This is a genomic window from Azospirillum thermophilum (assembly GCF_003130795.1).
GTDB classification, from domain to species: Bacteria; Pseudomonadota; Alphaproteobacteria; order Azospirillales; family Azospirillaceae; genus Azospirillum; species Azospirillum thermophilum.
The window spans coordinates 456334-482766 of sequence record NZ_CP029357.1 but is presented as its reverse complement, the minus strand read 5'-3'; the positions used below and the strand labels follow the sequence as shown (position 1 = coordinate 482766).

Below are 26433 nucleotides of genomic sequence, written 5' to 3'. Positions count from 1 at the left end.
CGGCTACCTCCGCCCGAACAGGCCGGCGGGGCGCCACAGCAGCAGCGACACCATGACGGCGTAGATGATGAAGGCACCGGCCTCCGGCACGTAGTATTTGCCGCCGACGTCGAAGACGCCGAGCAGCAGCGCGGCGATCAGCGACCCCTTGATCGAGCCGAGGCCGCCGACGGCGACGACGATCAGGAAGTAGACCATGAACTTCACCGGGAAGCCGGGGTCGAGCCCGATCAGGTTGATGCCGACCGCGCCACCCAGGCCGGCCAGCCCGCTGCCGGCCATGAAGGTCAGGCTGAACACCCGGTTGACATTGATGCCGCAACCCTGGGCCATGCGCGGGTTGTCGACGGCGGCGCGTATCATCGCGCCGAAGCGGGTGCGCTCGATCCCCAGCACCAGGGCGGCGGTGACGGCGATGCCGACCAGGATCAGGAACAGCCGGTAGACGCCGATGTCGATGCCGGCCACCGTCCATTGCCCGGTCAGATAGTCGGGCATCCGCACCGGCTGCTGGCCCGGCCCCCAGACATAGGTCGCCCCCGCCACCGCCATGAAGACGAGGCCGATGGTCAGCAGCACCTGGTCCAGCTCGCCCGCCCGGTAGAGCCGGCGGTACAGCACCCGCTCCAGCACGAAACTGACCGCCGCGACCGCGACGAAGGCGACGGGCAGCGTCAGCAGGAACGGCACCCCTGCCTTGTTCATCAGCGTCGTCGCGACATAGCCGCCCAACATGGCGAAGGCGCCGTGCGCCAGGTTGGCGAAGCCCATCAGCCCCATCGTCACCGACAGGCCGACCGAGATCACGAACAGCAGCATCCCATAGGCAAGGCCGTTGAACAGCACGTTGCCCAGACTGACCATCATGGTCGTCCCCTCCCCAATTCTCACGTCGGCAGGCGCCGCCCCCGTTTCGGGATTCGGTCAGGCGCCGGCCTTCAAACCCCGCGGTCGGCGGTGTCGATGGTGATGCCTCCCTGCACCGCGCGCGACACGCAGGTGCACATCCGCTTGCCTTCGTCCTTCTGGCGGTCGCTGAAGAAGACGTCGCGGTGGTCCAGCGCGCCGTCGACCTCCAGCACGTCGACGGTGCACAGCCCGCACTCGCCGCGCCGGCAGTCGGAGATCATCGCCACGCCGGCCGCCTCCAGCGCGTCCAGCATGGTCTGGTTCTGCGGGACCTGCACCGCCATTCCCAGCCGCGGGATACGGACGGTGAAGGGCTCCGCCGCGAAGCGCCCGGTGTTGCCGAAGGTCTCGAAGCGCAGGTTGGCGGCCGGCCGGCCGCTGTCCCGCCACAGGCGGCGGACGGCGTCGAGCAGGCCGATCGGGCCGCAGACATACAGCTCGCCATCCGGCGCCAGCGCCGCCACGGCGCCCGGCAGGTCGGGCCGCTGGCCGTCCTCCTCGACGGCGATCTCCAGCCGGTCGCCGATCCGCTCGCGCAGTTCGTCGGCGAAGGCGAGATCGCCGCGCGACCGGCAGCCGTAGAGCAGGCGGAACTCCGCCCCCTTCTCGGCCAGCGCCAGGGCCATGCTGTAGATCGGCGTGATGCCGATGCCGCCGGCGACCAGCAGATACTGCGGCCGGCCATGCGCCAGCGGGAAAAGGTTGCGCGGCGGCGTGATCGACAGCCGCGCGCCGGGGGCCAGCGACCACAGATAGGCCGACCCGCCGCGGCTCTGCGGCATGCGCTTGACGGCGATCCGGTAGACGGAGTCTCGGCAGGGGCCAACGACGGAGTAGGAGCGGGTGTCCGGCCGCTCGCCGATCCGGACCGCGACCGAGATGTGGCTGCCCGGCGGCGGCGGTTCGAACCAACCGGCAGGCTCGATGTCGAACAGGCGGATGTCGTCGGCGATGTCGGTCACCGACCGCAGCCGGGCGTCACGCCAATCGGACTCAACAGGCATAGCGGCTCTCCACGCGGCAGGCGGATGATGAACGGGGATCAGGCGCGCTCGCGCTGACGGATCAGCGATGCGCCGGGAATGCGGTTGCGCTGCTGCTGGTTCGACAGGGCGATCTGCAGGTTGCGCTGGGCGATGCGGGAATGCTCGCGCGCCAGTGCCTCGGCCCGGCCGCCTTCGCCATGCTCGATCGCCTCCAGGATGGAGCGGTGATGCTCCTGCGCGATCGACAGGATCTCGCGCGATTCCGGCAGCTCCGACTGGACGAAGACGAAGGCGTTGGGCGAGGCGAAGGGCAAATGCAGGATGCGTTCGATCGACCGCTTCAGCACCGCGCTCGCCGCCAACTCCACCAGCAGGGTGTGGAAGCGGTCATTGAGCCGGATGTAGTCGGAGAAGTCCTCCATGCTCAGCTCGCGCTGGCGGATCAGCGCGTCCAGATTGCCGACGCAGTCGCGGATCTCCGCCAGTTCGCCACGGTCCGGCCGGCGCTCGGCGGCGCGGCGGGCGGCCATGCCCTCCATCGTGCCGCGCAGTTCGATCGAATCCGCGATGTCCTGGTCGCTGAACTCCCGCACCACGAAGCCGCCGGTGGCGAGGCAGTCCACCAGCCCCTCCTCCTCCAGGCGGACCAGCGCCATCCGGATCGGGGTGCGCGAGACACCCAGCCGGTCGACGATGCTCAGCTCCGCGACGCGCTCGCCCGGCGGCAGTTCGCCGCTCAGCACCATCTCGCGCAGCTTCAGCAGCGCCTTGACCGTCTGGGCGTTGCGCGGCTTGTCGTCCGCGGCGGCGGCGGTCATTCCGCCGCCATGCGGGGCTGGGGCGCCGCGCCGCTCTCCGCCGCGATCATCGCGCCGATCAGCCGGCGCGCCCACAGGGCGCCCGCATCGATGTTGAGGTTGTAGAAGGGCTGGCGCCGGTTGCGCTCGATCGCCGCCTGCTGCGCCTCCAGCACGGCGTGGTCCTGGTCGTAGACGCCGCGGCCGTTGTTGACGTGGGCGAGGTTGAGCTGCCTGGTCAACTCATCGTCGTCGGTGCGGTAGGTGCGGACGAAGTTCCAGAAATAATGGCAGCTCGTCTCGGTTTCCGGCGTGATGGCGGCGAGGAAGCAGCCGTTGACCCCCTGCGAGCGGTCGCCGGCGCGGGCACCGGTCCCGGTCAGCGCCACGCCGACGTCGCCGACCACCGTCGACGGCGCCTGGAACAGGATGACCTGCCAGCGGTCGACCCGGCCGCTGCGGCCGGTCGAGGCCAGTTGACGGGCCCAGAAGGGCGGCGGCTCGATGTCCTCCATCCAGCGTTCCACCGTCGCGGTGCGGTCGGTGTGGGTGACCTCGAACGGGTTGCGGGTGATGGCGTCGTCGCCGATGCTGCCGGCGTGGACATAGGTTTCGTGGGTCAAATCCATCAGGTTGTCGATGACCAGCCGGTAGTCGCATTTCAGGCTGTAGAAGGTGCCGCCCTCGCCGACCCAGTCGGTGCCGTCGTTCCAGTGGAAGTCGGGAATGCGGTCGGGATCGGCCAGCGCCGGGTCGCCCATCCAGGTCCAGACCAGCCGGTGCCGCTCGACCACCGGAAAGCTCCGCACGCAGGCCGACGGGTTGATGGTTTCCTGCGCCGGCATGTGGGTGCAGCGCCCGCCGGCGTCGAACACCAGCCCGTGATACCCGCAGACGACCTGATCGCCGTCCAGCCGGCCGAGCGACAGCGGCAGCAGCCGGTGCCAGCAGGCATCCTCCAACGCCGCGACCTCGCCGGTCGTGCGGCGGTACAGCACGATGTCCTTGCCGCAGATCGTCCGCGGCGTCAGCGCGTGCCTGATCTCGTGGCCCCAGGCGGCGGCGTACCAGGAGTTCATGGGAAATGGCTTGGCGTCCGACACCGGCTCCTCCCTTTCAGCGGTTCTGGCCATGCGGTGGTTCGCTTCGGGTTGGAGTATAGTGTCGCCAACTGTTGTATACAACGGATCATTTGTGGATAAAACTGTTTCGCGCGTTCAGCGGGGTTGTGCGGTATCCGACCGCTCCCGCTGCCTCGCTCCTTCGATTTTTGTATCCATTATTGGATCTTGGGCTCCGGCAGCCGCCCGCCGTGACGTTGGTGCGCAATCTGATTGACGGCCGGCGGTCGGAGTGCGGGGCCGGGACAGAGGCGCGCCCCTGACACCGGGAACCGTATGCCGTGCATGGCCGACGAGAACCGCCGTCACCGCATTCCGAAGGCCGGCTACCGCGTCTGACCATCTGAGTGTCCTACAGCATGGACCGTCCACACTCCGCGCTCGGCGACAGAACCCCGGAGGAGGCCTGCCAGGGCACACCGGATCCCATCGGACTGGCGGCATGACACAAACCGGAACCAAGCCTGGCAAAGACGCGGATCTGCCCGGAAAACGGGGACCAGCCCAGGCGTCAGGACGATGCGGTCGGTCCGACGCACGCCACCTTCACGGCTTCGGTGTACTGAGCTGCGTCAAAAGGCCGGCGGCGACGCCGGACGGCTTATGGTAGCAAGGCACATCGCGCTCTGGCGTGTCCTGAGCTCCCGCCTCGTTCGGGTGGGAAGGAAATTGCGTGTTCAGACACTCACTGGCCCGGCTTGTCCTCGCCCTGCAATGGACATCCATTCTGGCGTTGGGCCTGATCACCACTCTCTTGGCGGGACAGGAATGGCTCGCCTATCTCGACGCGCAGCGGATCGTCGGCCTGACCCGTGCTGACCGGGTGCTTTTCCAGTCGATGACCGGTATCCGCTATGAGGTCGGCGTGACCGGCGTGGCGGTGCTGACGCATGAGGATGCGCGCGCGCTGGTCCATGAGTCCTATCGGACCGTCGATGCCTTCTACAGATCCGCGCTCGCCTCCATTGCCGAAACCGGCATCGAGGAGGGGGGCTCGATGCTCGAAGCGGCCCGCCGATCCTACGCCGCTCTCGAGCGCACGCGTGTCCTGGTCGCGGAGCAGCTGCGGCATCCCCTGGCGGACCGTGACATGGCCCCGGCGGAACCCTGGCGTCAGGCGATGTTCGATGTGGTCGGGCGGCTCGACGATGCCTCCATCGCAGTCGGCAACACCGTGCGGATGCTCGACCCCGCCATCGCCGAACTGGTGCAGGTGCGGCAGGCATCCTACGTCATCCGCGAACGATACGGACGCCCATGCTCCACCTTCCGGCCCAACATCCAGCGCAACGTGCCGCTCGACCGCGGTCAACTGGCGGCCTGGAGGGAGGATGTCGGCGCCTATACGTCGCGCTGGCGGGATCTGGAGACCATTCTGCGGCGTCCCGGAGCACCGGCTCAACTGATCGAGGATGTTCGGGCCGCCCGTCTCGCCACCGAGGCGGTGCAGGCACGGATGGACGGGATCCTCCATGGCCTGAACGGGTCCGGGGCTCCGGCCATGCCGGCTGCCGAATGGTCGCAACTGTGCGTCTCCGCCTATGACGCGATCCTGACGCTCGGCGAGCATGCGCTCGACCTTGCCATCGCGCGCGCCGACGAGCGCAAGGCGGAGGCCTTCCTGATGCTGGTGGGCATGGCCGGGCTGGCGGCCACGAGCCTCCTGCTCGGCGGACTGTCCATCGTCGTGGTGCGTCGGCGACTGTCCCAGCCGATGAAGACGCTGGTCGCCACCATCGGCCGGCTGTCGCGGCAGGAGTTCGACGCACCGGTGCCCGCCACCGGTTATCCGGACGAAACCGGTGTGATGGCCGGTGCGCTGGAGGATTTGCGGATCGGCGCGCTGCGGGCACAGCATCTGCATCGCCTGCTCGACGAGGCGCGGGACGGCGAGATCAGGCGGGCGAACGAGCTCAACCGCGCCAAGACCGCTTTCCTCGCCACGATGAGCCACGAGGTGCGGACCCCCCTGAACGGCATTCTCGGCATGGTCCAGCTGCTCGAGGACAGCCCGCTGTCGGACCGGCAGAGGCAATGGCTCGACGCGATCTCGAAGTCCGGCTCCCTTCTGCTGGCCGTCCTCAACGACGTCCTCGACTTCTCGAAGATCGAGGCCGGGCGGATGGAGTTGGAAGCCATTCCCTTCAGCCCGGAGAACCTCCTGCAGACCGTCACCGCGACCATGAGGCCCCAGGCCGCTGCCAAAGGGCTGTCCTTCCATTGCGAGCATTCACCCTTGCCCGGCTGGCTGATCGGCGATCCGGCCAAGCTGGGTCAGGTTCTGCTCAATCTCGTCAGCAACGCGGTGAAGTTCACGCAGGCCGGCTGCGTGACCCTGTGCGTCCGGCGCCTGGAGGATGCTGCCGCTCCGGGGCAGGTTCGGCTGGAATTCAAGGTCGGCGACACCGGTATCGGCATGACGCCGGAGGCGGTCGAGCATGTGTTCGACGCCTTCGCGCAGGGCGATTCGTCGATCACGCGGCGCTTCGGCGGCACGGGACTGGGCCTTGCCATCTGCAAGCGCATCGTCGGAATGATGGGCGGCGGCATCGCCGTGACCAGCGTTCCCGGCCGCGGCAGCACCTTCACGGTCGTTCTGGAGGTTCCGGAAGCGGCAACGGGTCCCTCCGCCGAAGGCCCCACCGCCATTGCCGAGCCGCTGCCCAGCCTGTCGATCCTGCTGGCCGAGGACAACGAGGTGAACGCCGCCGTTGCCGTTGCGATGCTGGAGCGGATGGGGCACACCGTCACCCATGCCGCGGAGGGGTGTACCGCGGCGAAGCTGGCGGCGGAGAACGACTATGACGTCGTGATCACCGATCTCGCCATGCCGGGTCTGGATGGCGTCGGGTTGACGCGCAGCATCCGCGCCCTGCCGCACGCGACGCGTCGCGAGGTGCCCGTCGTGGCGCTCACCGCCGACGTGGCGACCGACCGCCTGCAGCATTGCCTTGCCGCCGGCATGACCGGCTATCTGGAGAAGCCGTTCCGTCGGCAAGACATCGAACGGGCGCTGGCGGAGTCCATCGGTGCCCTTGAGGTGGCCGGACAGACACCGTGCGGGACACCCCTGTCGCTGCTGGAAGAGCGCGCGAACGATCTTGGCGAAGAGCATGCGGGCCGGATCGTCGAACTGTTCGCGATGACCGCTCCGGTCCTGTCCGTTGAGGCGGCGGACGCCGCCAGGATCGGCGACGCCGGAGCGTTCGGCGACGCGGTGCACAGGCTGAAGGGGGCGGCCGGTCAGGTCGGGCTGCGGAAACTGGCGCAATTGGCGCTTCAGGCGGAGCAGGTGGCGGCCAACCATCCGGAGCGCATTGGCGACTGCGCCGAGGCGATCACGGCGGAGGTTCCGCTGGCCGTGACGGCGCTGCGCGATGCCTGGGCCGATGTGCTCAGCGAACGGGCCCGGCGAACCGATAGCCCACCCCGTGTTCCGTGACGATCAGATGCGGGTCGGCCGGATCGGTTTCGATCTTCCGGCGCAGGCGCGCGATCAGGACGTCCACCGTACGGTCGTTCGGCGGTCCGTCGCGGTGGCTGATCTGGTCCAGCAGGGCGTCCCGCGACAGCACCTGTCCGGGATGGCGGACGAGCGCTGAGAGCAGTTCGAACTCGCCACGGGTGAGCCGGACCTCCTGCCCGTCGGCGGCGGTCAGGGTGCGCTGCGACAGATCGAAGGTCCAGTTGGCGAAGCGCCGCGTGAGGTTGTGCCGCTCCGGCCGGAAACCGTCCGTGGTACGGCGCAGGACGGTGCGGACCCGGGCCAGCAGTTCGCGCGGCGAGAAGGGCTTGGTGATGTAATCGTCGGCCCCCAGTTCCAGCCCGAGGACGCGGTCGATCTCGTCCGACCGGCTGGTCACGAAGATGACCGGCAGACCCGATCGGCTGCGCAGTTCCCGGATGATGCTCAACCCATCCTCGCCGGGCAGGCGGATGTCCAGCAGAACCAGATCCACCCGTTCGCGGTTGAGGACGCCATGAAGACCGTGCGCATCCTCGACGGCGCTGATCCGGTAGCCCTCCCGTTCAAGATACCCGGCAAGGGTTTCACGGGCGACCGGCTCATCTTCCACAACAACGAGATGAAAATCATTCATACTCAACATCCATGACAGGTCGTCTGCGACATATCGTCCTGTTAATATCCTGTTCGCAACCTGACGAACGCGTATTCATACCAGCCGGATATCTCCTGATCCAAGGATTCCGCGATTGGCGGACGGAACAGGAGAGCCGAAATGTTTGGTCGGACCTCACGACTACGGAAGTGGCTGAGAAAGCCCGTCGGCATCGGAACGGTGGTTGCGGTGGCAGTGCTGTCTGCCGGCGGCGCCTTGGCGGCGTGGGGGACCTTCTCGGTCGTCATCGAAAAGACCAACTCGCTGGAGTTCTGCGTTTCCTGCCACTCGATGCAGGCGACCGTCTATCAGGAGTATCAGAATTCCCCCCATTTCAAGAACGCGTCGGGCGTGCGCGCCATCTGTTCCGACTGCCATGTGCCCAAGCCCTTCATCGACAAGATGATCGCCAAGGTCACGGCGGCGAAGGACGTCTACCACACGGTGCTCGGCACCATCGACACGCCGGAGAAGTTCGAGAAGAACCGGCTGCACATGGCGAAGACCGTCTGGGCCAAGATGGAGGCCACGGATTCGCGCGAATGCCGGTCGTGCCATTCCCGGGACGCCATGGACGTCCACAAGCAGCGCCCCAAGGCCCAGAGCCTCATGGCGAAGGGAATGGAGCAGGGACAGACCTGCATCACCTGTCACAAGGGCATCGCCCACAAGCTTCCCGACATGTCGAGCGGCTACCGGGCGATGCTGGCCGAGCTGAAGGATGCAGCCCCGGCCAAAAGCGGCTCCGCCGGCACGCTCTATGCCTTCGAGAGCACCGAACTCTACAGCGAGCGGCCCGACGGGACCCCCGGAAAGGGTGATGGCACCGTCTTCCCGCTGACGGAGGCCAAGGTGCTGGAGCGTCAGGGCGACTTCGTCAGAGTGGAGGTCCAGGGCTGGCTGCAGGAAGGCGCCGGCCGCCTGCTGGTGGCAGCCAAGGCCCGGCGCATCTTCCAGATCACCATGTCGCCGAAACTGGCCGATACCGTCGCCATACAGGGCGAGGCGGAAAGCGATCCCGACACGGGCCTGTCCTGGCAGCAGGCCAGCGTGACCGGTTGGGTGAAGAGCGCGGCCTTCACCGCCGACCGCAAGGCACTCGATGCCTACGGGGCGGAGATGGCCGGCGCGGCTTGCGGCTCCTGCCACAGCCAGCCCCATGCCGACCATTTCCCGGCCAACCAGTGGATCGGGATCATCAAGGACATGAAGGACAGCACCGCGCTCAGCGCCGAAGACGTGCGGTACCTCCAGTCCTACCTCCAGCGCCAGGCGAAGGACATGGCGAAGCACGGCTCCTGAGCCCTGGTCACGCCACCCCCCATCGAGACGGAGACAGACGCCATGTCAGCCCGGTCCCTTTCCGCCGCCGAACTCGCCGACATCTGCGGCGAACTTGCCGGCATCTTCGGAGCGCCTCTCGAACTTGAGGACATCCGCGTCCTGCGCCGACACGGCAGCTTCGGGCCGCTCCACGCTCTTGCCGCAGATCCGCTCTACGCGACCGGCCTCCGGCGCGCGCTGGCCGCGGTGCTCGCCCCGGGTTCCGACGAGGAGGCGGTTTCGCTGCTCAACAGCAGCTACTGCCAGCTGTTTCTCGGCATCGGCGGAGCCGCCGGCGCTCCCCCCTTCGAATCCGCCTATCGCGGCGCCGGGCGCCTGTTCCAGGAGCCTGCGGACAGCATGGCGGAGCTTCTCGCCGCCTGCGGGCTGAAGCCGGCGGACGGCTTCGCCGAGCCGCCCGATCATGTCGCCATCGAGCTGTCGGCCCTGGCCCTGCTGATGCGTCCGGATCCCGGCACCGGCGTCGCCAACGGGCCTGCCCCGGCCTTGCGCGAGCGTCTGATCGAATGGGTCCCCGCCTTCGCCCGCGCCTGCGCCCGGTTCGACCGTTCCGACTTCTACGCGCCGCTGGCGGCCGTGCTCACGAACCTGCTTGAAGACGGCACGCCGGCCCTTGCCGCCTGACCTGCCGGCCTTCCGACCGAGCCTTCTGAAAAGGAAACTCTCCCATGACGGAACAAGACACACTGCGCATCTCCCGGCGCCGGTTCCTGCAGACGACGTCGGCAGCCGCGGCACTCGGCGGCCTGTCGGAATGCCCTTCGGGCTGCCGAAGGCCTTTGCGGCATCCGCGAGTGCGGCCGTGGCGGATGGCGAGTATCTCCAGGCCTCCCACTGGGGCGCCTTCTGGGCCAGGATCGAGAAGGGCCGCTTCGTCTCGCTGCGCCCGTGGGAGAAGGACCCGCACCCCAGCCCGCAGCTTCTCGGCGCCTGGGATCAGGTCTACTCGCCGACGCGGATCCGCTATCCGATGGTCCGCCGCGCCTGGCTGGAGAAGGGGCCGGGCGCCGCGCCGGAGACCCGCGGCACCGGTGATTTCGTCCGCGTGAGCTGGGAGAAGGCGCTCGATCTCGTCGCCGGCGAGATCAAGCGGGTGCAGACCGACTTCGGTCCCTGGGGCATCTACACCGGTTCCTACGGCTGGGGTCCGATCGGCCGCGTGGGCAACCCGCAGACCATGCTGAAGCGCCTGATGAACCTGACCGGCGGCAGCGTGGTGTCGTCCAGCAATTATTCGAAGGCCGGCATCGAAGCGATCATGCCCTATGTGGTGGGCTCGATCGACGCCGAAGGGCCGCAGACCAGCCACCAGACCATTCTCGACAACACCGACCTGATCGTCTTCTGGGCCTGCGACCCGCTGAAGAACAACCAGATCTCCGCGGCCATTCCCGACCATGGCGAGTATGGCTGGTTCGAAGCCATGAAGAAGGCCGGGAAGAAGGCCATCTTCATCGATCCGGTGCGGACCGAAGGCTGTAAGATGCTCGGGGCGGAATGGCTGCCGGTGCGGCCGCATTCCGACGTCGCCCTGGCGCTGGGCATGGCGCACACGCTGCTGGTCGAGAACCTCCACGACAAGGGGTTCCTGGAGAACTACACCTTCGGCTTCGACCAGTTCGCCCAGTATCTGCGCGGCGAGAAGGACGGCACGCCGAAGACCGCGGACTGGGCCGCCTCCCTGTGCGAGCTGCCGGCGGACACGATCCGCGACCTCGCACGCCGCCTGACGAAGGGGCGGTCGATGCTGGTCAGCGGCTGGACGCCGCAGCGTCAGCAGTATGGCGAGCAGTTCCCGTGGGCCTTCGTGACGCTGGCCGCCATGGTCGGGCAGATCGGCCTGCCGGGCGGCGGATTCTGCCAGCGCTACCACCTGGACAATGCCGGCGTGCCCAGCGCCAACGCACCGGGTCTCGCCGGTTCGCTGCAGATCGGCAAGCGCAAGGAGATCAAGCCCTGGCCGAAGGAAAAGGGCACCACCAGCATTCCCTGCGCCCGCGTCGTCGATATGCTGCTGAATCCGGGAACGACGTACCAGCACAACGGCGGCACCCATGTCTATCCGGAGATCAAGCTCTGCTATTGGGCGGGCGGCAACCCCTTCCACCATCATCAGGACCGCAACCGCATGGTCCAGGCCTGGGCGAAGATCCAGACCTTCATCGTGCAGGACTTCCAGTGGACGGCGACCGCGCGGCATGCCGACATCGTGCTGCCGGCCACCACCAGCGTCGAGCGCAACGACATCGAGCGGGTGGGCGTGGTCGCACGCAAGGCCGTCGTCGCGATGAAGCAACTGATCGACCCGGTCTTCGAATCGCGCAACGACTACGACATCTTCGTCGAACTTGCCAAGCGGCTGGGCGTCGAGCCGGAATTCTCGGAAGGCAAGTCGGAGCTGGAGCGTGTCCGCGAGATCTATGAGGACGCGCTGAAGCAGGCGACTGCCAAGAAGATCCCGATGCCGGACTTCGACACCTTCTGGAACAAGACAGGCGTGGTCGAATTCTCGACGCCGGACACGGCGGTGCGGCGCACCAAATATGCCGATTTCCGTGAAGACCCGGTCATCAACGCATTGCCGACGGCGACGGGGCGCATCGAGATCTACTGCAAGGCCATCGAGAAGATGGGCTACGCCGACTGCCCGCCGCACCCGACCTGGCTCGAACCCAGCGAATGGCTGGGCCAAGCGGACCGGAAATATCCGCTGCACGTCAATTCCAGCCACCCGCAGTTCCGTCTGCACTCGCAGCTGAACGGCACGAAGGTGAGGGAACTGTATGCCGTCGCCGGTCGTGAGCCCTGCCGCATCAACAGTGCCGACGCTGCGGCCCGCGGCATCAAGTCCGGTGACGTCGTGCGGGTCTTCAACGGCCGTGGCCAGTGCCTGGCCGGCGCGGTGGTCTCGGACGACATCCGGCCGGGCGTCATCGAACTGCAGGAGGGCGCCTGGTACGATCCGGCCGAGGGCGGCAAGCCCGGCACCCTGTGCAAGTACGGCGATCCGAATGTGCTGACGCCGGACATCCCGACTTCCAAGCTGGGACAGGCCACCTCTGCGCACACCTGTCTGGCCGAAGTCGAGCTCTACAAGGGCACGCCTCCGGCGGTCACGGTGTTCGACACGCCGAAGGACGCGTAATCCACCGTCCGGCAGCCGGCAGTCCCTTTTCGCGAGAGGCCTGCCGGCGCTTCGGGCCGGGCGTCAGCGTGATCCGCTCGATCGTGCCGTGCCGCATGTCGCGTAGCGGAGCCAGCTGTTCTTCTTCGCGCGAAGCGGCCTCTGACGGCCGCAAGGCCCGAGCCCGGGGCCTTCGCAGCCTGGCCCGACCCGGGCCGAGGTCGCCGGTGCGCCGCTGGCCGCCTGATCCCCAGGTCACCGGCGCGCCACGATGGTGAACATGGGGATCAGCCTGTCTCCCTGGATCTGGTGGTGGACGCTCAGCTCGGCATGCGGAAACCCAAGGCACTCCAGCGACCTGATGAAGAAGTTCGGGGAGAAGGACCACCATGTGTCGATGCCCGGCGCCTCGCGCCAGGGGATCAGCCGCATCACCGGCAGTTCGCCGAGGCCGATGTCGTAGAGCTCCGTGACGATCATCGTGTCGCGCACGCGCGCCGCGACACTCTCCAGAATGGAGAAGGGCGAACGGACGTGCAGCAGGATGGCCCCGAGAAGGCCGATGTCGAAATCGCCGACCGCCTCCGGAATGGATTCGGGCACGGTTTCGATCAGACGGACCGTCGATCGGTAGCGGTGGTGCAGGTACCAGAAGGAATTCCGCACCTGCGTGATGTTGCCCAGGAAATCCGAACGCCACGCGTCCATGTCGAAGCCGTGCAGCGGGAAGGCATCCCACAACCGCTCCATTGACGGTTCCACGGCGGTCACCGACGCGCCGGAGCGCTCCATGTGGAAGGACAGGAAACCGCTGGCCGGCCCGATCTCCAGCACGCTCCGGCCTTCCAGAGGGACGCCGCCGAGATAGGCGTTCACGTTCGGGCGCAGATCCCAGTCGCCCGGAATGGTGCCCTCCGGCAGGTCGGCGGTGTGGTAGAACCGGCACTGGTCCAGCGGCGGCGGGGGCCTGCGGATCACGGTGAAGCCGGAGTTCCGGCCGCCGTTCCCCCTGATCATCCCGCAGACCGCCGGCGCAGCCTCCACATCCTTGCGCCAGGCCACGCCGGTCCAGTCGATCGTCTCCAGCGGTGTGGCGATCCCTCGCTCGGCCCGGAAATCGTCGACCGCCTGGCGGCAGGCCGGTACCGCGCCGTAATCGTCCGCCACGACGAAGCCGCCGGGGGCCACCTTGTCGTAGAGTGCCAGAAGCGCGTCCATCGTCGATTCGTAGAGGTCGCCGTCCAGGCGCAGCAGTGCCAGTTCCGTGATCGGCGCATCGGGCAAGGTGTCGCGAAACCAGCCCGGCAGGAAGCGGACCTGATCATCCAGCAGGTCGTAACGCTCGAACAGCCCACGCACACGGGCCTCGTCGACGGCCAGGAAGGGATAGTGCTGCCGGCTCAGTTGCAGGCCGGCATCCTGGCTCACCGACGGTTCGGGCAGACCGACGAAGGAATCGGCGACCCAGACCCTGCGATCCTTCACCCCGTGGGCGGCGAGATGCGCGCGCATGAAGATCGTCGCCCCGCCCCGCCAGACCCCGGTTTCGATCAGGTCGCCGGGGATGGCCTGGTCCAGGATGGTGTCGAGGCAGGCGTGCAGGTGATCCAGGCGCTTGCGCCCGATCATGGTGTGGGACTGCTCGGACAGGGTGCGGGGATCGTAGGGCGCTCCGTCCCCCGACGGCCAATGGGTGAGATTGCCGTCGTCGCGCGCCGCGGACAGGTGCGACAGGATGTCGGGGCGCTTGCCGGCGATGTCGTGCAGGACCGCGACATCGGGTTCGCTCCCCTGCCGGCGGCACAGCTGCAGATAATGAAGGACGCCCTCCAGCTCGATGTAGAAATCATTCAGGAGGGAGCGCTTGATCGTCCTCAGATACCGTTCGGCAAGGGAGAGCGACGGGGTGGGGGCGGTGACCATGCTGTTCTTCCGGAAATGGGGGGTTCTTGCTAGCATGACTGGTGGAACGGCTGCCATGGACCGGGTGCGAGAGGATGATTGATTCGATGACGGATCCGCGTGCCGTCGACCGCATCGACGAGGTCTGGGGCGATCCCCTGTCGTGGGAGGCGGCCGGCTGGCAGGCGTCCCGGCTGCCGGCCGTCAGGCGCATGTTCAACCGCCATGTGACGGGGGAGGCCGAGACCGACGCCGTCACGTGGTTCTTCCGCCGGGTGGCCCGGGAACGGCCCCTGCCGCTCGGCCGGGTGCTCGTCCTGGCCTGCGGCGGCGGCGAGCTGGAGCGTTCGCTGATCGCCGAGGGACGGGTACGGGAGGTCGTGGCGGTGGACATCTCCGCCCGCGTGATCGCCGTTGCCGAGGCGGCGGCCCGTGACGCCGGGATCACCGGCATCCGGTACCGGACCGGGGATATGAACGCGCTTGACGTGGACGGGCCGTTCGACGCCGTCTTCAGCAGCTCCGCCATCCATCACTGTGAGAATCTGGAAGGACTGTTCGCGGTGATCCGGCGGGTTCTGGTGCCCGGCGGCTGGCTGTTCCTGGACGATTACGTCGGGCCCGACCGCTTCCAGTGGACGGACGCGCAGGTGTTGCAGATCAACCGCCTGCTCCAGCTCCTGCCCGACCGGATGGTCCACAACATGGCCGGCTACACCCGGCGCGGCTTCGATCGCGTCGGCGCCGACGTGGTGGCGGCCCACGATCCCAGCGAGGCGGTCCGCTCGCGCGACATCCTGCGCGTGATGGCCGATCATCTCACGGTCGAGGTCTGCCGGGGCTATGGCGGAAACCTGCTTCACCTCGTCCTGTCGAATCTGGCCCAGCATTTCGACCCGGACCACAGCGGTGATCCGTCCGGGCCGGAGTATCTGGCGCTGCTGATCGAGGCTTCGGATCATCTGCGGGCGACCGGCCGCTGTCAGGACGATTTCGCGGTGGCCATCGCCCGCCATGCCAGCAACTGATCCAGCGCGGTGCCGTCATTGCGGACGAGTGCGAGGCTGTGCCCGGCCCCGGCGCCGTAGGGCAGCGGCGTGAAGGCGGCCAGGATCCGGTCGAACCGCCGGCGCAGCAGCGTCGAGGCCGGGTCCAGCCCGGTGACCAGGGTCAGACCGGTCGGCGCCGCCGGGATCGTCATGAGGCGAAGATCGGGGCGCAGCGCGCGCAGACAGGGAACCAGCTTCCACCCGTCGCCGCTGTAGAAGCCCGTCAGGCGGGTGCTGGCGGCGGTCCGGGCATCCAGCGGCCAGGTGTCGTGCACGGCGATGACGCCGTCGGGTGCCATCCTCGCCTCCAGTTCCAGGAAGTCGTGCAGCACGCTGGCAAAGCGATGGTCGCCGTCGATGAAGGCCAGATCGACCGGGCCGGGCAGGGCGGCCACCGCCTCGGGCGTGGCGAAGAAGTCCTGGCTTGTCATGGCGAACACCCGGGCATCGGGTGCAACCGTCCCATCGGCGGGGAGCCTGGGATCGGGATCGATGCCGATCACGGCGGTGCCCGGGCCGGCCAGGCGCAGCGTCCCGCCCGTTTCGATCCCGATCTCCACATACAGGCCGGGGCGCAGGGCGTTGTGCAGGATCTCCAGCCAGCTCCGGTAGCCGGGCCCCGGCCGCCGGGCAAGGGCGAGGCCGAGATGTGCCTCCGGTATGTTGGGCTCCAGTTCCAGCGCCCGTTCGAACCGGCGGATGGCCTGCAAGGTCCGGCCTTGCCGCAGGTCCCGCCGCCCCTCCAGGAGCAGGCGGCGCAACGGCAGCGGCCAGGGTTGCGTCAGTTCGATGTCCGGTGGCATGTCGGCGGGCACGGCGATGGTCATGGCGGCGCGTCCAGGCCCAGCGCGTCGCGCAGGACGCGGGCGAAGGTTTCGGGCGAGAACTGGGCCGCGGCCTTGAGCGACGCGGCGCCGCGGACGCGGTTCCACAGGGCCGGGTCCTCATGCAGGCGGGCCATGGCGGCGGCGAAGCCGTCGGCGTCGCGGGCGCCCAGCACCTGAACGCCCGACTGCCAGCCGAGTTGGCGCACCAGCAGGTCGGTGGCGGCGACCGGAATGCCGGAGCGGACCGCCTCGATCACCTTGAGCGCCACGCCGGCCCCGAAGCGGGTGGGTGCGACGAACACGCGGGCGCGGTCGTACCAGGGACCGATGTCCTCGGCACGACCGGCCAGCCTGATCTGGTCGGAGGCCAGGGCGGCGATGCGGCCGGAGCGGCATTCCCCGATGATGGTGACGGGGATCGCGCGGCCCAGCCGGTCGTTCAGGCGCGGCAGGATGTCCCTGGCCAGCCACAGCAGGCTGTCCTCGTTGGGGCTGCCGGGGGTGAGGGCGCCGACGAACAGGAAGCCGTCGCGCGCCTCCCACGGCGGCGTTTCCGCGCGGAGGGGAACGCCGTGGCTCAGGACATGGACGGTCCGCGCCCCGCCCCCGGCGAAGAGGCGGGCTTCGCGTTCCGAAACCGCCAGAACGCAGTCGGCCGAGGCGGCGAGGTCCAGTTCCGCCTTGAGCAGCCGCTTCGCCTCGGCGCGGGGCAGCGGCCTGCCCCGACGGCCGCCGCGCCGATGTCGCGCAGAGCGAACAGCGCTTCGGCGTCGTAGACCAGCCGCATGCCCGCGAACAGGCCGGACCGCCGCCTCATGATGTCGGCGACCAGGGCCATGTTCGGAGGACGGCTGACCAGCAGGATGTCGTAGAGGTCGCGGCGGCGTTCGAGGAAGCTCTCCAGCGTGCCGGCATGTTCGCCCAGCATCACCTCGACGTTGTCGGGCAGGGTCGCGTAGACCTCGTCCCACGACTCGTCGCCCCCCCACAGCGGGAAGAAGGTGACGTGGCAGCCGTGCAGGGACTGCAGCAGAAGCCGGGCGCGCGGATTGCCGGCGCCGCTGGTCTGGTGCGGGACCATGTTGTCCAGCACCAGCACCCTCGGTGCCGGAACCGACGCCCAGCGGTCGCGCAGCGGATGCGAGGCGGCGGGCGCCGGACGCCGGCGCAGCTCGTCGGCATGGCGGACCAGGAAGGGGCGTCGGTTGGTGCGCATCATGCCGGCGGCGGCATCCGCGCCGATGGCGCTGCCACCTTCCACATGAGTGAGAAGGACGGCAGGATCATAGACGACCCGAAAGCCCGCCCGCCGCACGCGGAAGCACAGGTCGGCGTCCTCGTAATAGGCCGGTGCCAGCCCGGTGTCGAACCCGTCGAGCGCCAGCCACAGCGGACGCGGGATCAGCAGGAACGCGCCGGAGACGAAATCGGCATCGCGGACGAAGCGGAATTCCGGCCGGTCCGGAGTCTCGCCCCGCCCGTATCCGGCCGTCGAGCCGTCGCTGAAGGCGATGCATCCGGCCTCCTGCAGCGCGCCGTCGACGTGCAGGATGCGCCCGCCGACCACGCCGATGGCGGGATCGCCGTCCAGGCGCCGCAGGGCGGTGGCCAGGGCGTCCCGATGGGGAAGGGCGTCGTTGTTGAGGAACAGGAGGTGGCGTCCGCGCGCGCGGGCGGCGCCCTGGTTGGCCGCCAGCAGGAAGCCGGCATTGTCCTCGTTGCGCAGGATGGTCGCGCCATGGATCCGACTGAGCAGGTCGGCGGTCTCGTCCTGCGAGGCGTTGTCGACGATGATGGTTTCGAACGTGATGCCGCGCTGGTCCGCCAGGGCCGTCAGGGTCTGGAGACTGAGGCCCGCCTGGTTGTGCAGCACCAGCACCACCGAGATGTCCGGCGGGACGTCGGGTGTGGCGGGGCCGGGCATGGACAGCTTCCGGCCGCAAGCCAGCCAGTCCGCCACGTCGCGCCGGGCGATGGCGCGGCAGCGCGATTTCAGATCCCCGGCGGCGGCGACCTCCCGCATCCCGTCCCGCATGCGGGTCCAGGCGGCCTCCAGCTGGCTTGCGATCCGGTGCGGGTCGAGGAGCGGCGAGGCCCGCAGGCGGTCGCGCAGCGTGCGGCGGATTTCGGCAAGCCCGTCGAGATCGGCGGCCAGGTCCGTCGCGATCCGGACATACTGGTCGGGATCGCGGGCGATCCAGCCGGAGCATCCGGCCGATTCCAGGATCGAAGCGCCCTGCCGTTCCGCCAGACCGCCCCTGTTCTCTCCACCGCCCGCCAGCGTGACGACGGGCACGCCCATCCAGAGGGCGTCGGGCAGGCAGAGGCCGCCGTTGGCGGGGAAGCTGTCGAGCGCGATGTCGATCTGCCGGAAGATGCGGAGATGGTCGCCGTACGGGCGGTGCAGATGATAGCCGACCCGCTCCGGATCAAGGCCGCGTTCCGCCAGCAGGGCGGCGAAGCGGGGACGGAATTCCCAGTCCCGTCCATGGCGCCCCAGCAGCACCAGGCGCGATCCCGGAACGGCGGCGAGCAGGTCGGCCCAGCGCTCCAGGCAGCGGCGGTTCAAGCGGAAGCCGCGCACCGCGCAGCCGAAGGTGACGCCGCCGCGCCCGGCCGCCGGCAGCGGCCCCACCGCCGGGGCGGAAGCGGGCGGCGTCCAGCTCCATTGCCCGCCCTCCAGGCGAAGGACCGCCTCGCCGTAAAGATCACGGGAGGAGTCGGGAATGGCGGTCGCATCGGCGATGAGCAGGTCGTACAGCCCGGCGCCTGTTCCCCATCCGCCGAACCAGCCGCATTGCAGCGGTGCGATCCGCCGGCGCAGCGCACGCAGGACCGGCGCCTGTCCGTGGAAGGCGTGGAGCCCCACCGTGTCCACCACCACCTCGATACCGTTGGCGGCGCAAGATGCCGCGAGGTCGGTGCCCGACAGCGGGTGCAGGGCGATGCGCTGCCGCAGGTCGGCCGGAAGCCCCGGCGCATCGTCGGTATAGAGGTGCAGCGCGACCGTCTCGGGATCGTGCGCGGCCAGGATCCCGTTGAGAAGCGCGTGGTGATAATGGGAGGCGAGATAGGCGACCCGCAGGCGGCGTCCGGGCGTGGAAGCGGGCATGGGGCGGCAGGCGTTGCGGCCGTGGACGGCGCCGTGGTCGAGGCCCCATTGCCGCAGCTCCCAGGCGCTTTCCTCCGCGTCATCCGCGCCGGCCATCGCCCGCAGATAGAGGCAGGCGATCGCGATCTCGGTGTCCTGGGGGAAGGCGGCGCGCGCCGCCGCCGTCACCCGCGCCACCTCCTCGGCATTGCCGAACGCGCTCAGCCATTCCAGCACCTCCAGATAGACGCGCCGGCGATTCCCGGCCGGGATCAGCCGCAGCAGATCGCCGGTCGCGGCATGGCCGGCGGCGTGAAGGCGCACTGCGACCAGCGCCGCCTCGTGATGCCCGCGGTCGCGGTACAGGAGGGCCGCCACATGCCGGGCGGCGGCTTCCCAGCAGGATCCGGATGCCGGCTCCCGCAATCCCCGGGCGAACAGCAGCCGAGCCGCCAGCGCCTGGGCCGAGGGCGGCAGCGGGACGAGCGCCGGAGTGGTGTCGAGGATGCGCAGGGCCTCGGCGTGGCGGCCCGCCAGACCGAGGATGTCGGCGTGCTCCAGCCAGCGCTCCGGCAGGTCGGGCGCCAGTTCACAGGCCTTCATCGTGGCCATCCGCGCCTCGGGCAGCCGGTCGTCGGCGGCCAGCACCCAGGCGAGCTGGCCAAGCACATCGCTTCGGGCCGGAGCGAGGCGATGGGCGTGGTGGAGGGCTTCCTCCGCATCGGCCAGCCGGTTCTGGCAGTGCCGCAGTTGGCCGAGGCAACGCCAGGCCTCGGCGTCCGTGGGGGTCAGCAGGACCGCCTTCTCGGCATGCCGCTCCGCCTCCTCCAGATCGCCCAGGGCCTGCTGGATGAAGCTCGCCATGATCCGGACCGGGCCGTGCTCGGGCGCAAGGTGCAGCAGGGCGCCGCACAGCTCCCGGGCCTCGGTCAGGTCGCCGGCTTCGAGCGTCAGCGTGGCGGCGTGGCGCAGCAGGTCGCCGTGGGCGGGTGCGAGGCGCCGGGCCCGCCGGGCCGCCAGCCGGGCGGCGCCGAGCCGGCCCATCTGATGAAGTGCGACGGACAGCGGAATCCACAGCTCCACATTGTGGCGGGCATGCCGCAGCAGAGCGTGCAGATGAGACCGCGCCTCGCGGCTCCTGCGCTGTCCGATCAGCGCCCAGGCGTACTGGCGGCGGGCGGCGGAATGGCCGGGTGCCTGGTCCAGCACGCATTCCATCAGCCACGCCGCGTCGACCGCCCGTCCGAAATGCAGCAGCACCTGCGCCCGGGCAACCACGGCCGGGATGAGCGAGGGGTCGAGGTCCTGGGCGCGGGTGAAAGCGTGGAGAGCCTCCTCCATCAGGCCCCGGTCGCGGTCGATCTGGCCCAGCAGGAGCCATCCCTCGGCCCAGCCGGGCCAGCGCTCGACGATCGAAGCCGTGGCGAGGCGGGCCTGCGTCGTCGATCCGATTTCACGCAGCATCGCAGCATGCGCCAGATGCAACGTCCGGTCGTCGGGAGCCAGCGCCAAGCCCTGCTTGATGAGCGGCCAGGCCTGGTCGGCGCGCCCATTGCGGAACAGCGCGGTGGCGAGCCGCCGCCGCGTGTTCCTGTCGTCGGGGGCGGTGGCGAAGGCATGCCTCAGAAGAGTCAGGCCCGGTTCGATTTCGCCCTTTTCCGTCAGGAGATGGCCGAGCTGTGCGAGCCGGTGGGGAAGGCGCCCGCGTTCGGCGGCGGCGTGGGACATCTCCAGCGCCTCGTCCAGCCGGCCCGAATCGGCCAGCACCCAGGCCAGCGTCACCATGGCCTCGTCGAGATCCGGCGCGAGCTCCAGCGCACGCCGGAGCAGCAGTTCCGCTTCGGCATGCCGGCCGGCCCGGCTGCGCATATGGCCGAGGTACCAATGGAGCGTCGCATGATCGGGGTGGCTTTCCAGCGCCGTCTCCAGCGTTGCCGCCGCCTCGTCCGGTCGTCCGGCCTCCCATTGCACCCAGCCCAGCGTCGCCGGCGCCTCCGCCGACTCGGGGTGTCGCGGCACGCGCATTCCGCATGGTAGATGGCCGTCTCCCAATCCGAACGGCCGCAGGCGTCCCAGACGAGGGCGAGACGGGCCTCCAGGCAACGGCCGTCGAGTGCCAGCGCCGCCCGATGGAGGTTCGCCGCGAAACCGGACCGGCCGAGACCCGACGCTTCACGCGCCAATGCCAGCAGGCGGTCTCGGGCCGCCGGCGTCGAGCTCAAGACTCTCCGAAGATGGTAATCCGGAAGAAGCTCCTCGATACCCAGGTCGGGAAGAACCCGACAGGTGTCTGCCGCGAGAACGACCAGAATGGTTGCATGAGAATCCATGCGGTCATTCAGAAACTTCTTGAGGTCCCCCCAGCTTCCGTCACGGACAACCGAAGCAATCTCTCCATATTTCTCAAGAAGCATGGTCTCTCCACGTCCGACCTGTAGATTCTCACGTGAGCAATCGGATTCACTCGAAGTCACAATTCGTTTCAATCCGGTGCAACTTGAGAATTGTCCCGAGGTGTCGTCTGTCAGCTATGAAACCGCAACGAGTGGCGAAGATTAAATTTTCTCTCATCGAATCGCCTGGCGACCATGTAAGTCATCCTCGCTTCGGAAATCAATTTCTACCTTTGAATTTATCATTGACTTTCCCTCTCCAGAATACTGAATGTGGACAGAGTGAGGCGGAATTAGATCTCTCTTGTCGATTTGGTTCGGCCAGGGGGCATGACGGGGGTTTCGGGCGGGGAATGGGCAAGATGCTGCGTGTGGGCCTTATGGCGACGATGGTCCTGGGTGGGGTCTCCGCGCTCGGCGCGACCGCACTCGCCCAGCAGGTTCCGACCCCCAACACCGACGCCCAGGTGAACGAGGCCTTCCGCGAGGTTCTGCGCAGTCCGGGCAATCTCCAGGCCGGGCAGACCTATGCGCGCCTGCTGGTCGCGGCCGGAAACTACGAAGGCGGTATCGCGGCGCTGGAGCGGCTGCTTCTCGATCCCGCAGCCGATCCGTCGATCCGGGTGGAGTTGGGCGTCCTTTACTACCGGGTCGAATCCTACGGTATGGCGGAAGGCTACCTGCGCGCCGCACTCGCCGATCCGCGCCTGTCGAACGAGGTTCGCAAGGTCGCGGAAAGCCTCGTGCAGGACATCGCGCGGCGCACCGCGCCGGGGGGCTTCCTGGTCGGCAGCCTGTCCGTGGGCTTGCGGGGACAAACCAACCCCACCGCCGCCGCCCGGTCGGACAGGCTGATGTTCGGCGGCGCGCCTTACACCAGGGGGGATGAGTTGCGGCGCAAGGGGGGAATGGACGCCTTCCTCAGCGCCAACGCCGCCCACGAATGGGATTTCGGTACGCAGGACAGCGCTACCCTGGTGACCACGGCGAACCTGTTCGCCAACCGCTACCGGAATGCGGCCGATTACAACACCCGGACGACCAAGTACGATCCCCGGGATCTGGTGGCACTGGGCGCGACGACCGGCGTCCGTTTCAAGCCGGCGCCGTCCGATGCCCCCGATCTGACGGTTCGGCCCTATCTGGCCGGAAGCGAACTGCTGCTGGACGGCCATCAGTACATGGCGTCCGCCGGTGTCGGCCTCGACGTCGACTACCGCCTCAACGGCGGCGCAACGCTGGTGGGGGCGACCTATGACATCCGCCGGACGGCCTTCGCCGACCGGGCCGACATCTTCGAATCCGGCGCCCAGAGCGGTTACGAGCAGTTCCTGCAACTGCGCGGCACGCAGGAGGTGGCGCCCCTGCAGACGGTGGGACTGGACGTCGTGCTGCGCGACCACAATGCCAGCCGCCGCTACTTCGCCTACCGGAGCGTCGAGGCGCGGGCGACCTACAGCGTGAATTACTCCAGCCCCTTCGGTGGAGAGGGGCGGCTGTGGGGCAGCAGCCTCTATGCCGGACCGACCCTGCGCCAGTATGACGGCTCCGACCCCTTGGTGGATCCCTCGGTCACCCGCCGGGATGTGGAATGGCGCGTCGGAGCAAAGCAGGTGGTTCCCGTCGTCGACTCCATCTCGCTCGTGCTGGCGGTCGAATACGCGACGTCGGATTCCAATCTGCCCAACTACTCCTATGGAAATCTGATCGGACAGACCAGCGTCGTCTGGAACTTTTAACCGCGGACAAGCGACCGGGCTCCCTCATACCGGATCGGATGGAACGAGAGAACGATGGCACCGGCAGATTCGAAAGATTGGTTGTTTGCGGTGGCTGCGCTGACGACGGTCGCCACCTCGACGGCTGCGGCGGATAGCTCCAGGGCCGGCGTCGTGACGGGTGCGGTCGCGTCGACCCGCAGCATCGCGGGCAGCGCGACGGCCGTGGCCCTCGGCGACGCCGTGCGAGCCGGGGAGGAGCTGCGGACGGGGCCGGACGGCATCATCCACATCCTGTTCCTCGACCAATCCTCGATCACCCTGGGCCCCGATTCCAGCCTGTCGATCGACGTCTTCAACCATGACGAGGCGAGCCGGTCGGGCAAGATCGCCATGACGCTGAACACCGGCAGCGTCCGGGTCGTGGGCGGGCTGAACAGCAAGGGGCATGAAACCGAGGTGCGCACGCCAAGCGCCACCGTCGGTATCCTGGGCGGCATCTCCATCGTCGAGACCAATGGGCAGAACACCTCCAGCACCTTCCTGTTCGGTCAGGAGATGCGGATGACGAACACCAGCGGCAACAGCCAGACCGTCCTGCGGCCGGGTTTCTCGATCTCCGGGTCGATCGACCGGATATCCTCGGCGGAGCGGCGGTCGCCTCAGCAGTTGTCGTCGCTCGCCAGCCGTTTCGAAGCCGGCCCGCCGCCCGGTGCGCCAGCCGGGACGCCGGAGCCGTCCGTGGCCGGGAGCCAGCCGGGTCCGGGCGCGGCCCCCTTGGTGTCGACCAGCGATCGGCCGACCGGAACCGACAATCCCGGATCGACCCTCGCCGAGGACCGGCTGGGCAACCCCGCGTCGAGTCTGGTGGGCGCAGCCATGTCGAACAACCGGCCCGACGTGATCAACTCCAGCGACACTCCTCCGCCGGTCAACAACGTGCGCACGGTGCCGCCGACCGTGACCTCCTGACGGGGGGCTGCGGCCCGCTCACGCCCATGCATGTTCTCCTGTGTTCGTCCTACCCCCATCTGCCGGAGACGCGGGGCGGGTTGCAGACCAGCACCGATGAGCTGGCCCTCGCCCTTCTGGACCGGGGATGCGGCGTGACGGTTCTATGCGGCCGCATGGATGGGCGGGAGAGCGGCCCCTCGCTCCGGCACGACCATTCCCTGGGCTATCCGGTTGTGCGGGCGGCGGATCCCGTCGCCGCGCTGGCTCAGGTCGCGGCGGACGCCGGGGCATCGGTGCTTCTGGTCCAGAGCGGCTACAGCCTTGCGGCAATGCTGGCGTCGGCCCTGGATACGGGGCGTCCCGCCGCCGTGTATCTGCACAATGTCGAGATCCATCGGATCGGCGGAACCCTGCCACCTGATCCCGCCATCCTGTACTTCGCCAACTCGCGCTTCACCGCCAGCCGCTGGAAGGCCCTGTTCGGGATCCGCTGCCACATCCTGCCGCCGGTCATTCGCGCCGACCGTTACCGCGTGCCCGGCACCGGCGATCGTGTGCTGTTCGTGAATCCGGTGCCGGAGAAAGGCATCGAGCGGGTGATGGAGGTTGCAGCGGGCAACCCGGACCTGCCCTTCCTGATCGCCGAGAGCTGGCATGTCGGGGAAGGCTGGCGGGCCTGGCTGCAACGGCGTTTCGGGGCATTGCCGAATGTGGAGTGGCGCCCCGCCACCGTGGACGTGCGCGAGCTGTTCCGCGATTCCCGTCTTCTGCTGATGCCGAGCGTATGGGAAGAGGCTTACGGCCGCACCGTGGTGGAAGCGCAGTTGAACGGCTTGCCCGTCCTGGCAAGCGACAGGGGGGCATTGCCGGCCACGGTTGGAGGGGAGGCGCCGTCCTGGACGCGCAAGGTCCGGGGGCGCTGTGGAACGAGACGGTGCGGAGATTCTATTTCGACATCACCGTTTGGGGAGAGGCTTCGGAGGCGGCAATCGCCAACGCTCGGCGGATGCTGGCCGATGGCGCCTGCGCGCTGGACGAAGCTCTGGGCCTTCTCGACCGGCACGGGCGCTGACATGAGCCGCCGTGCCGTCCGCCATCCCGGCGACGCCGCATCCGTTGCGTATCCGGTAACTCACCAGTTTACGTCATAGGCCAGATAGCGGGTCATGTACTCTTCGAACGTCCAGTGCTGGTTGTACCACCGGAAACGCATCCCCGGCTTGTAGAATTTCAAGCCCAGCCCCCGGGCGACCACGGGATCGATCGGTTCTTCCAGCGAATCCATGTCCGGAAGCATGCTCGCGGCGGCCCGCAGTCTCTGTCTGGCCGCATCGCCATCGCCTCCGATCAGCGCATGCATGGCATCGTACAGGCGGGCGGCCAGTTCGCCTATGGCATAGGCTCGGACATGGGCATAGCCCAGAAACATGTGGCGCTCCCGGAAATTGGCCCACACGTAATCCGCAATCCCGACATCGCAGTTGGCATCGCGGCTTTCCAGCTTGCTCCGCACCCTGTCCAGCGTCTCCTGCGGGTTCGGCATGCACGCGGCCGACCGCTCCATGTAGGCGGCCAGTGCGGCCGGACCGGTCAGTCCACTGGCCAGCACCTCCAGCGCCAGCCGGTTGCCATAGGGAAAGCGGCCCCACACATAATCAGGTTCAGGCACATTGCGCGGATCGCCGATGGTCGCGAAAGGCCAGAGGGCGGTCATTACGAAGCTGGGGAAAACGATCTTCGGACAATCGGAAGGGCAGGCGTTGCGAAGAAATGTCCGCAACGGCAGCCCATGGCGCCGGATGTCGCCCACGACCGTCCACGCCGGCAAATCGGGCTGGCTGTCGTACTGCTCCAGATACAAGGTGCAGCGGCGCAACTGTCCGGCCGTGGGTCTTTCCGGTTCCCTGCCCGGCGGGGCGTGATTCAAAACACAGAGATAGCCCTTGTCGTCACGGGCCGCAGCCAGCAGGCGTGCCAGGAACGGGATCTGGCAATTGCCGTACAACAGCACCAGTTCGGCATCACTGGCCTGGTTCCCATATAGAATCATGGTTCCTATCGGATCCTGCGCTGTCGGGGATGCGCGGCCTCGCTTGG

The 26433-nt window shown here is 68.3% G+C and carries 17 protein-coding genes and 1 pseudogene; 8 read left to right on the top strand and 10 right to left on the bottom strand.

Translation table 11 applies throughout. The annotated features are described in order from the left end of the window. Positions 1-3 precede the first annotated feature (3 nt). The 4 genes from DEW08_RS26985 to DEW08_RS26970 all read right to left on the bottom strand — a co-directional run bounded on the left by DEW08_RS26985 (position 4) and on the right by DEW08_RS26970 (position 3771). A complete protein-coding gene (locus DEW08_RS26985) occupies positions 4-864 on the bottom strand; it encodes a branched-chain amino acid ABC transporter permease (protein WP_109333492.1) in 861 nt (286 codons plus the stop codon). A 74-nt stretch (positions 865-938) separates the two neighbouring features. Then, a complete protein-coding gene (locus DEW08_RS26980) occupies positions 939-1913 on the bottom strand; it encodes a PDR/VanB family oxidoreductase (RefSeq protein WP_109333142.1) in 975 nt (324 codons plus the stop codon). 38 nt (positions 1914-1951) lie between these two features. Continuing rightward, on the bottom strand, positions 1952-2713 hold the full coding sequence (locus DEW08_RS26975; protein WP_109333140.1) for a GntR family transcriptional regulator: 762 nt from the start codon (positions 2711-2713) through the stop codon (positions 1952-1954). Then, positions 2710-3771, bottom strand: a complete 1062-nt coding sequence (locus DEW08_RS26970) for an aromatic ring-hydroxylating dioxygenase subunit alpha (RefSeq protein WP_168220539.1) — start codon at positions 3769-3771, stop codon at positions 2710-2712. The genes DEW08_RS26975 and DEW08_RS26970 overlap by 4 nt, the downstream gene beginning before the upstream one ends. Before the next feature lie 715 nt (positions 3772-4486). Here DEW08_RS26970 and DEW08_RS26965 point away from each other — a divergent pair. Continuing rightward, positions 4487-7255, top strand: coding sequence for an ATP-binding protein (locus DEW08_RS26965; RefSeq protein WP_146214774.1), 2769 nt, complete (start codon positions 4487-4489; stop codon positions 7253-7255). Here DEW08_RS26965 and DEW08_RS26960 read toward each other — a convergent pair. Beyond that, the gene (locus DEW08_RS26960) at positions 7209-7913 is read right to left on the bottom strand and encodes a response regulator (RefSeq protein WP_181449487.1); all 705 of its coding nucleotides are present in this window, start codon (positions 7911-7913) and stop codon (positions 7209-7211) included. The genes DEW08_RS26965 and DEW08_RS26960 overlap by 47 nt on opposite strands. Before the next feature lie 210 nt (positions 7914-8123). On the opposite strand from DEW08_RS26960, the gene DEW08_RS26955 reads away from it, so the two are divergent. From DEW08_RS26955 to torA, 3 genes and pseudogenes are all read left to right on the top strand, one after another. Next, positions 8124-9236: a NapC/NirT family cytochrome c gene (locus tag DEW08_RS26955; RefSeq protein WP_245987016.1), complete on the top strand. Its 1113-nt coding sequence runs from the start codon at positions 8124-8126 to the stop codon at positions 9234-9236. A 42-nt stretch (positions 9237-9278) separates the two neighbouring features. Then, positions 9279-9902, top strand: coding sequence for a TorD/DmsD family molecular chaperone (locus DEW08_RS26950; protein ID WP_109333130.1), 624 nt, complete (start codon positions 9279-9281; stop codon positions 9900-9902). 44 nt (positions 9903-9946) lie between these two features. Then, positions 9947-12423, top strand: a pseudogene (gene torA, locus DEW08_RS26940) (trimethylamine-N-oxide reductase TorA). Between the two features lie 234 nt (positions 12424-12657). Here torA and DEW08_RS26935 read toward each other — a convergent pair. After that, positions 12658-14325: a class I SAM-dependent methyltransferase gene (locus DEW08_RS26935; RefSeq protein ID WP_109333126.1), complete on the bottom strand. Its 1668-nt coding sequence runs from the start codon at positions 14323-14325 to the stop codon at positions 12658-12660. An 86-nt stretch (positions 14326-14411) separates the two neighbouring features. Here DEW08_RS26935 and DEW08_RS26930 point away from each other — a divergent pair, with 86 nt between their 5' ends. Further along, entirely contained in the window at positions 14412-15332 is a 921-nt protein-coding gene (locus tag DEW08_RS26930) for a class I SAM-dependent methyltransferase (RefSeq protein ID WP_109333124.1), read from the top strand. On the opposite strand, the gene DEW08_RS26925 is transcribed toward DEW08_RS26930, so the two are convergent. The 3 genes from DEW08_RS26925 to DEW08_RS26920 form a co-directional block, all read right to left on the bottom strand. Then, the gene (locus DEW08_RS26925; protein WP_245987015.1) at positions 15287-16180 is read right to left on the bottom strand and encodes a class I SAM-dependent methyltransferase; all 894 of its coding nucleotides are present in this window, start codon (positions 16178-16180) and stop codon (positions 15287-15289) included. The two genes, DEW08_RS26930 and DEW08_RS26925, sit on opposite strands and share 46 nt — an antisense overlap. Beyond that, positions 16177-16647, bottom strand: a complete 471-nt coding sequence (locus DEW08_RS32930; RefSeq protein WP_245987046.1) for a glycosyltransferase — start codon at positions 16645-16647, stop codon at positions 16177-16179. The genes DEW08_RS26925 and DEW08_RS32930 overlap by 4 nt, the downstream gene beginning before the upstream one ends. 110 nt (positions 16648-16757) lie before the next feature. After that, the gene (locus DEW08_RS26920) at positions 16758-21290 is read right to left on the bottom strand and encodes a tetratricopeptide repeat protein (RefSeq protein ID WP_245987014.1); all 4533 of its coding nucleotides are present in this window, start codon (positions 21288-21290) and stop codon (positions 16758-16760) included. Between the two features lie 727 nt (positions 21291-22017). Between DEW08_RS26920 and DEW08_RS26915 the strand changes: the two genes are divergently transcribed. From DEW08_RS26915 to DEW08_RS26905, 3 genes are all read left to right on the top strand, one after another. Continuing rightward, positions 22018-23403, top strand: a complete 1386-nt coding sequence (locus tag DEW08_RS26915; protein ID WP_245987013.1) for a tetratricopeptide repeat protein — start codon at positions 22018-22020, stop codon at positions 23401-23403. Positions 23404-23457: 54 nt separating this feature from the next. Next, complete coding sequence (locus tag DEW08_RS26910) at positions 23458-24354, top strand: FecR family protein (protein WP_109333122.1); 897 nt, start codon at positions 23458-23460, stop codon at positions 24352-24354. Positions 24355-24434: 80 nt separating this feature from the next. Then, a complete protein-coding gene (locus DEW08_RS26905; RefSeq protein ID WP_245987012.1) occupies positions 24435-25487 on the top strand; it encodes a glycosyltransferase in 1053 nt (350 codons plus the stop codon). On the opposite strand, the gene DEW08_RS26900 is transcribed toward DEW08_RS26905, so the two are convergent. Next, positions 25469-26386: a WcbI family polysaccharide biosynthesis putative acetyltransferase gene (locus DEW08_RS26900; protein WP_168220527.1), complete on the bottom strand. Its 918-nt coding sequence runs from the start codon at positions 26384-26386 to the stop codon at positions 25469-25471. The two genes, DEW08_RS26905 and DEW08_RS26900, sit on opposite strands and share 19 nt — an antisense overlap. Positions 26387-26433: the final 47 nt, after the last annotated feature.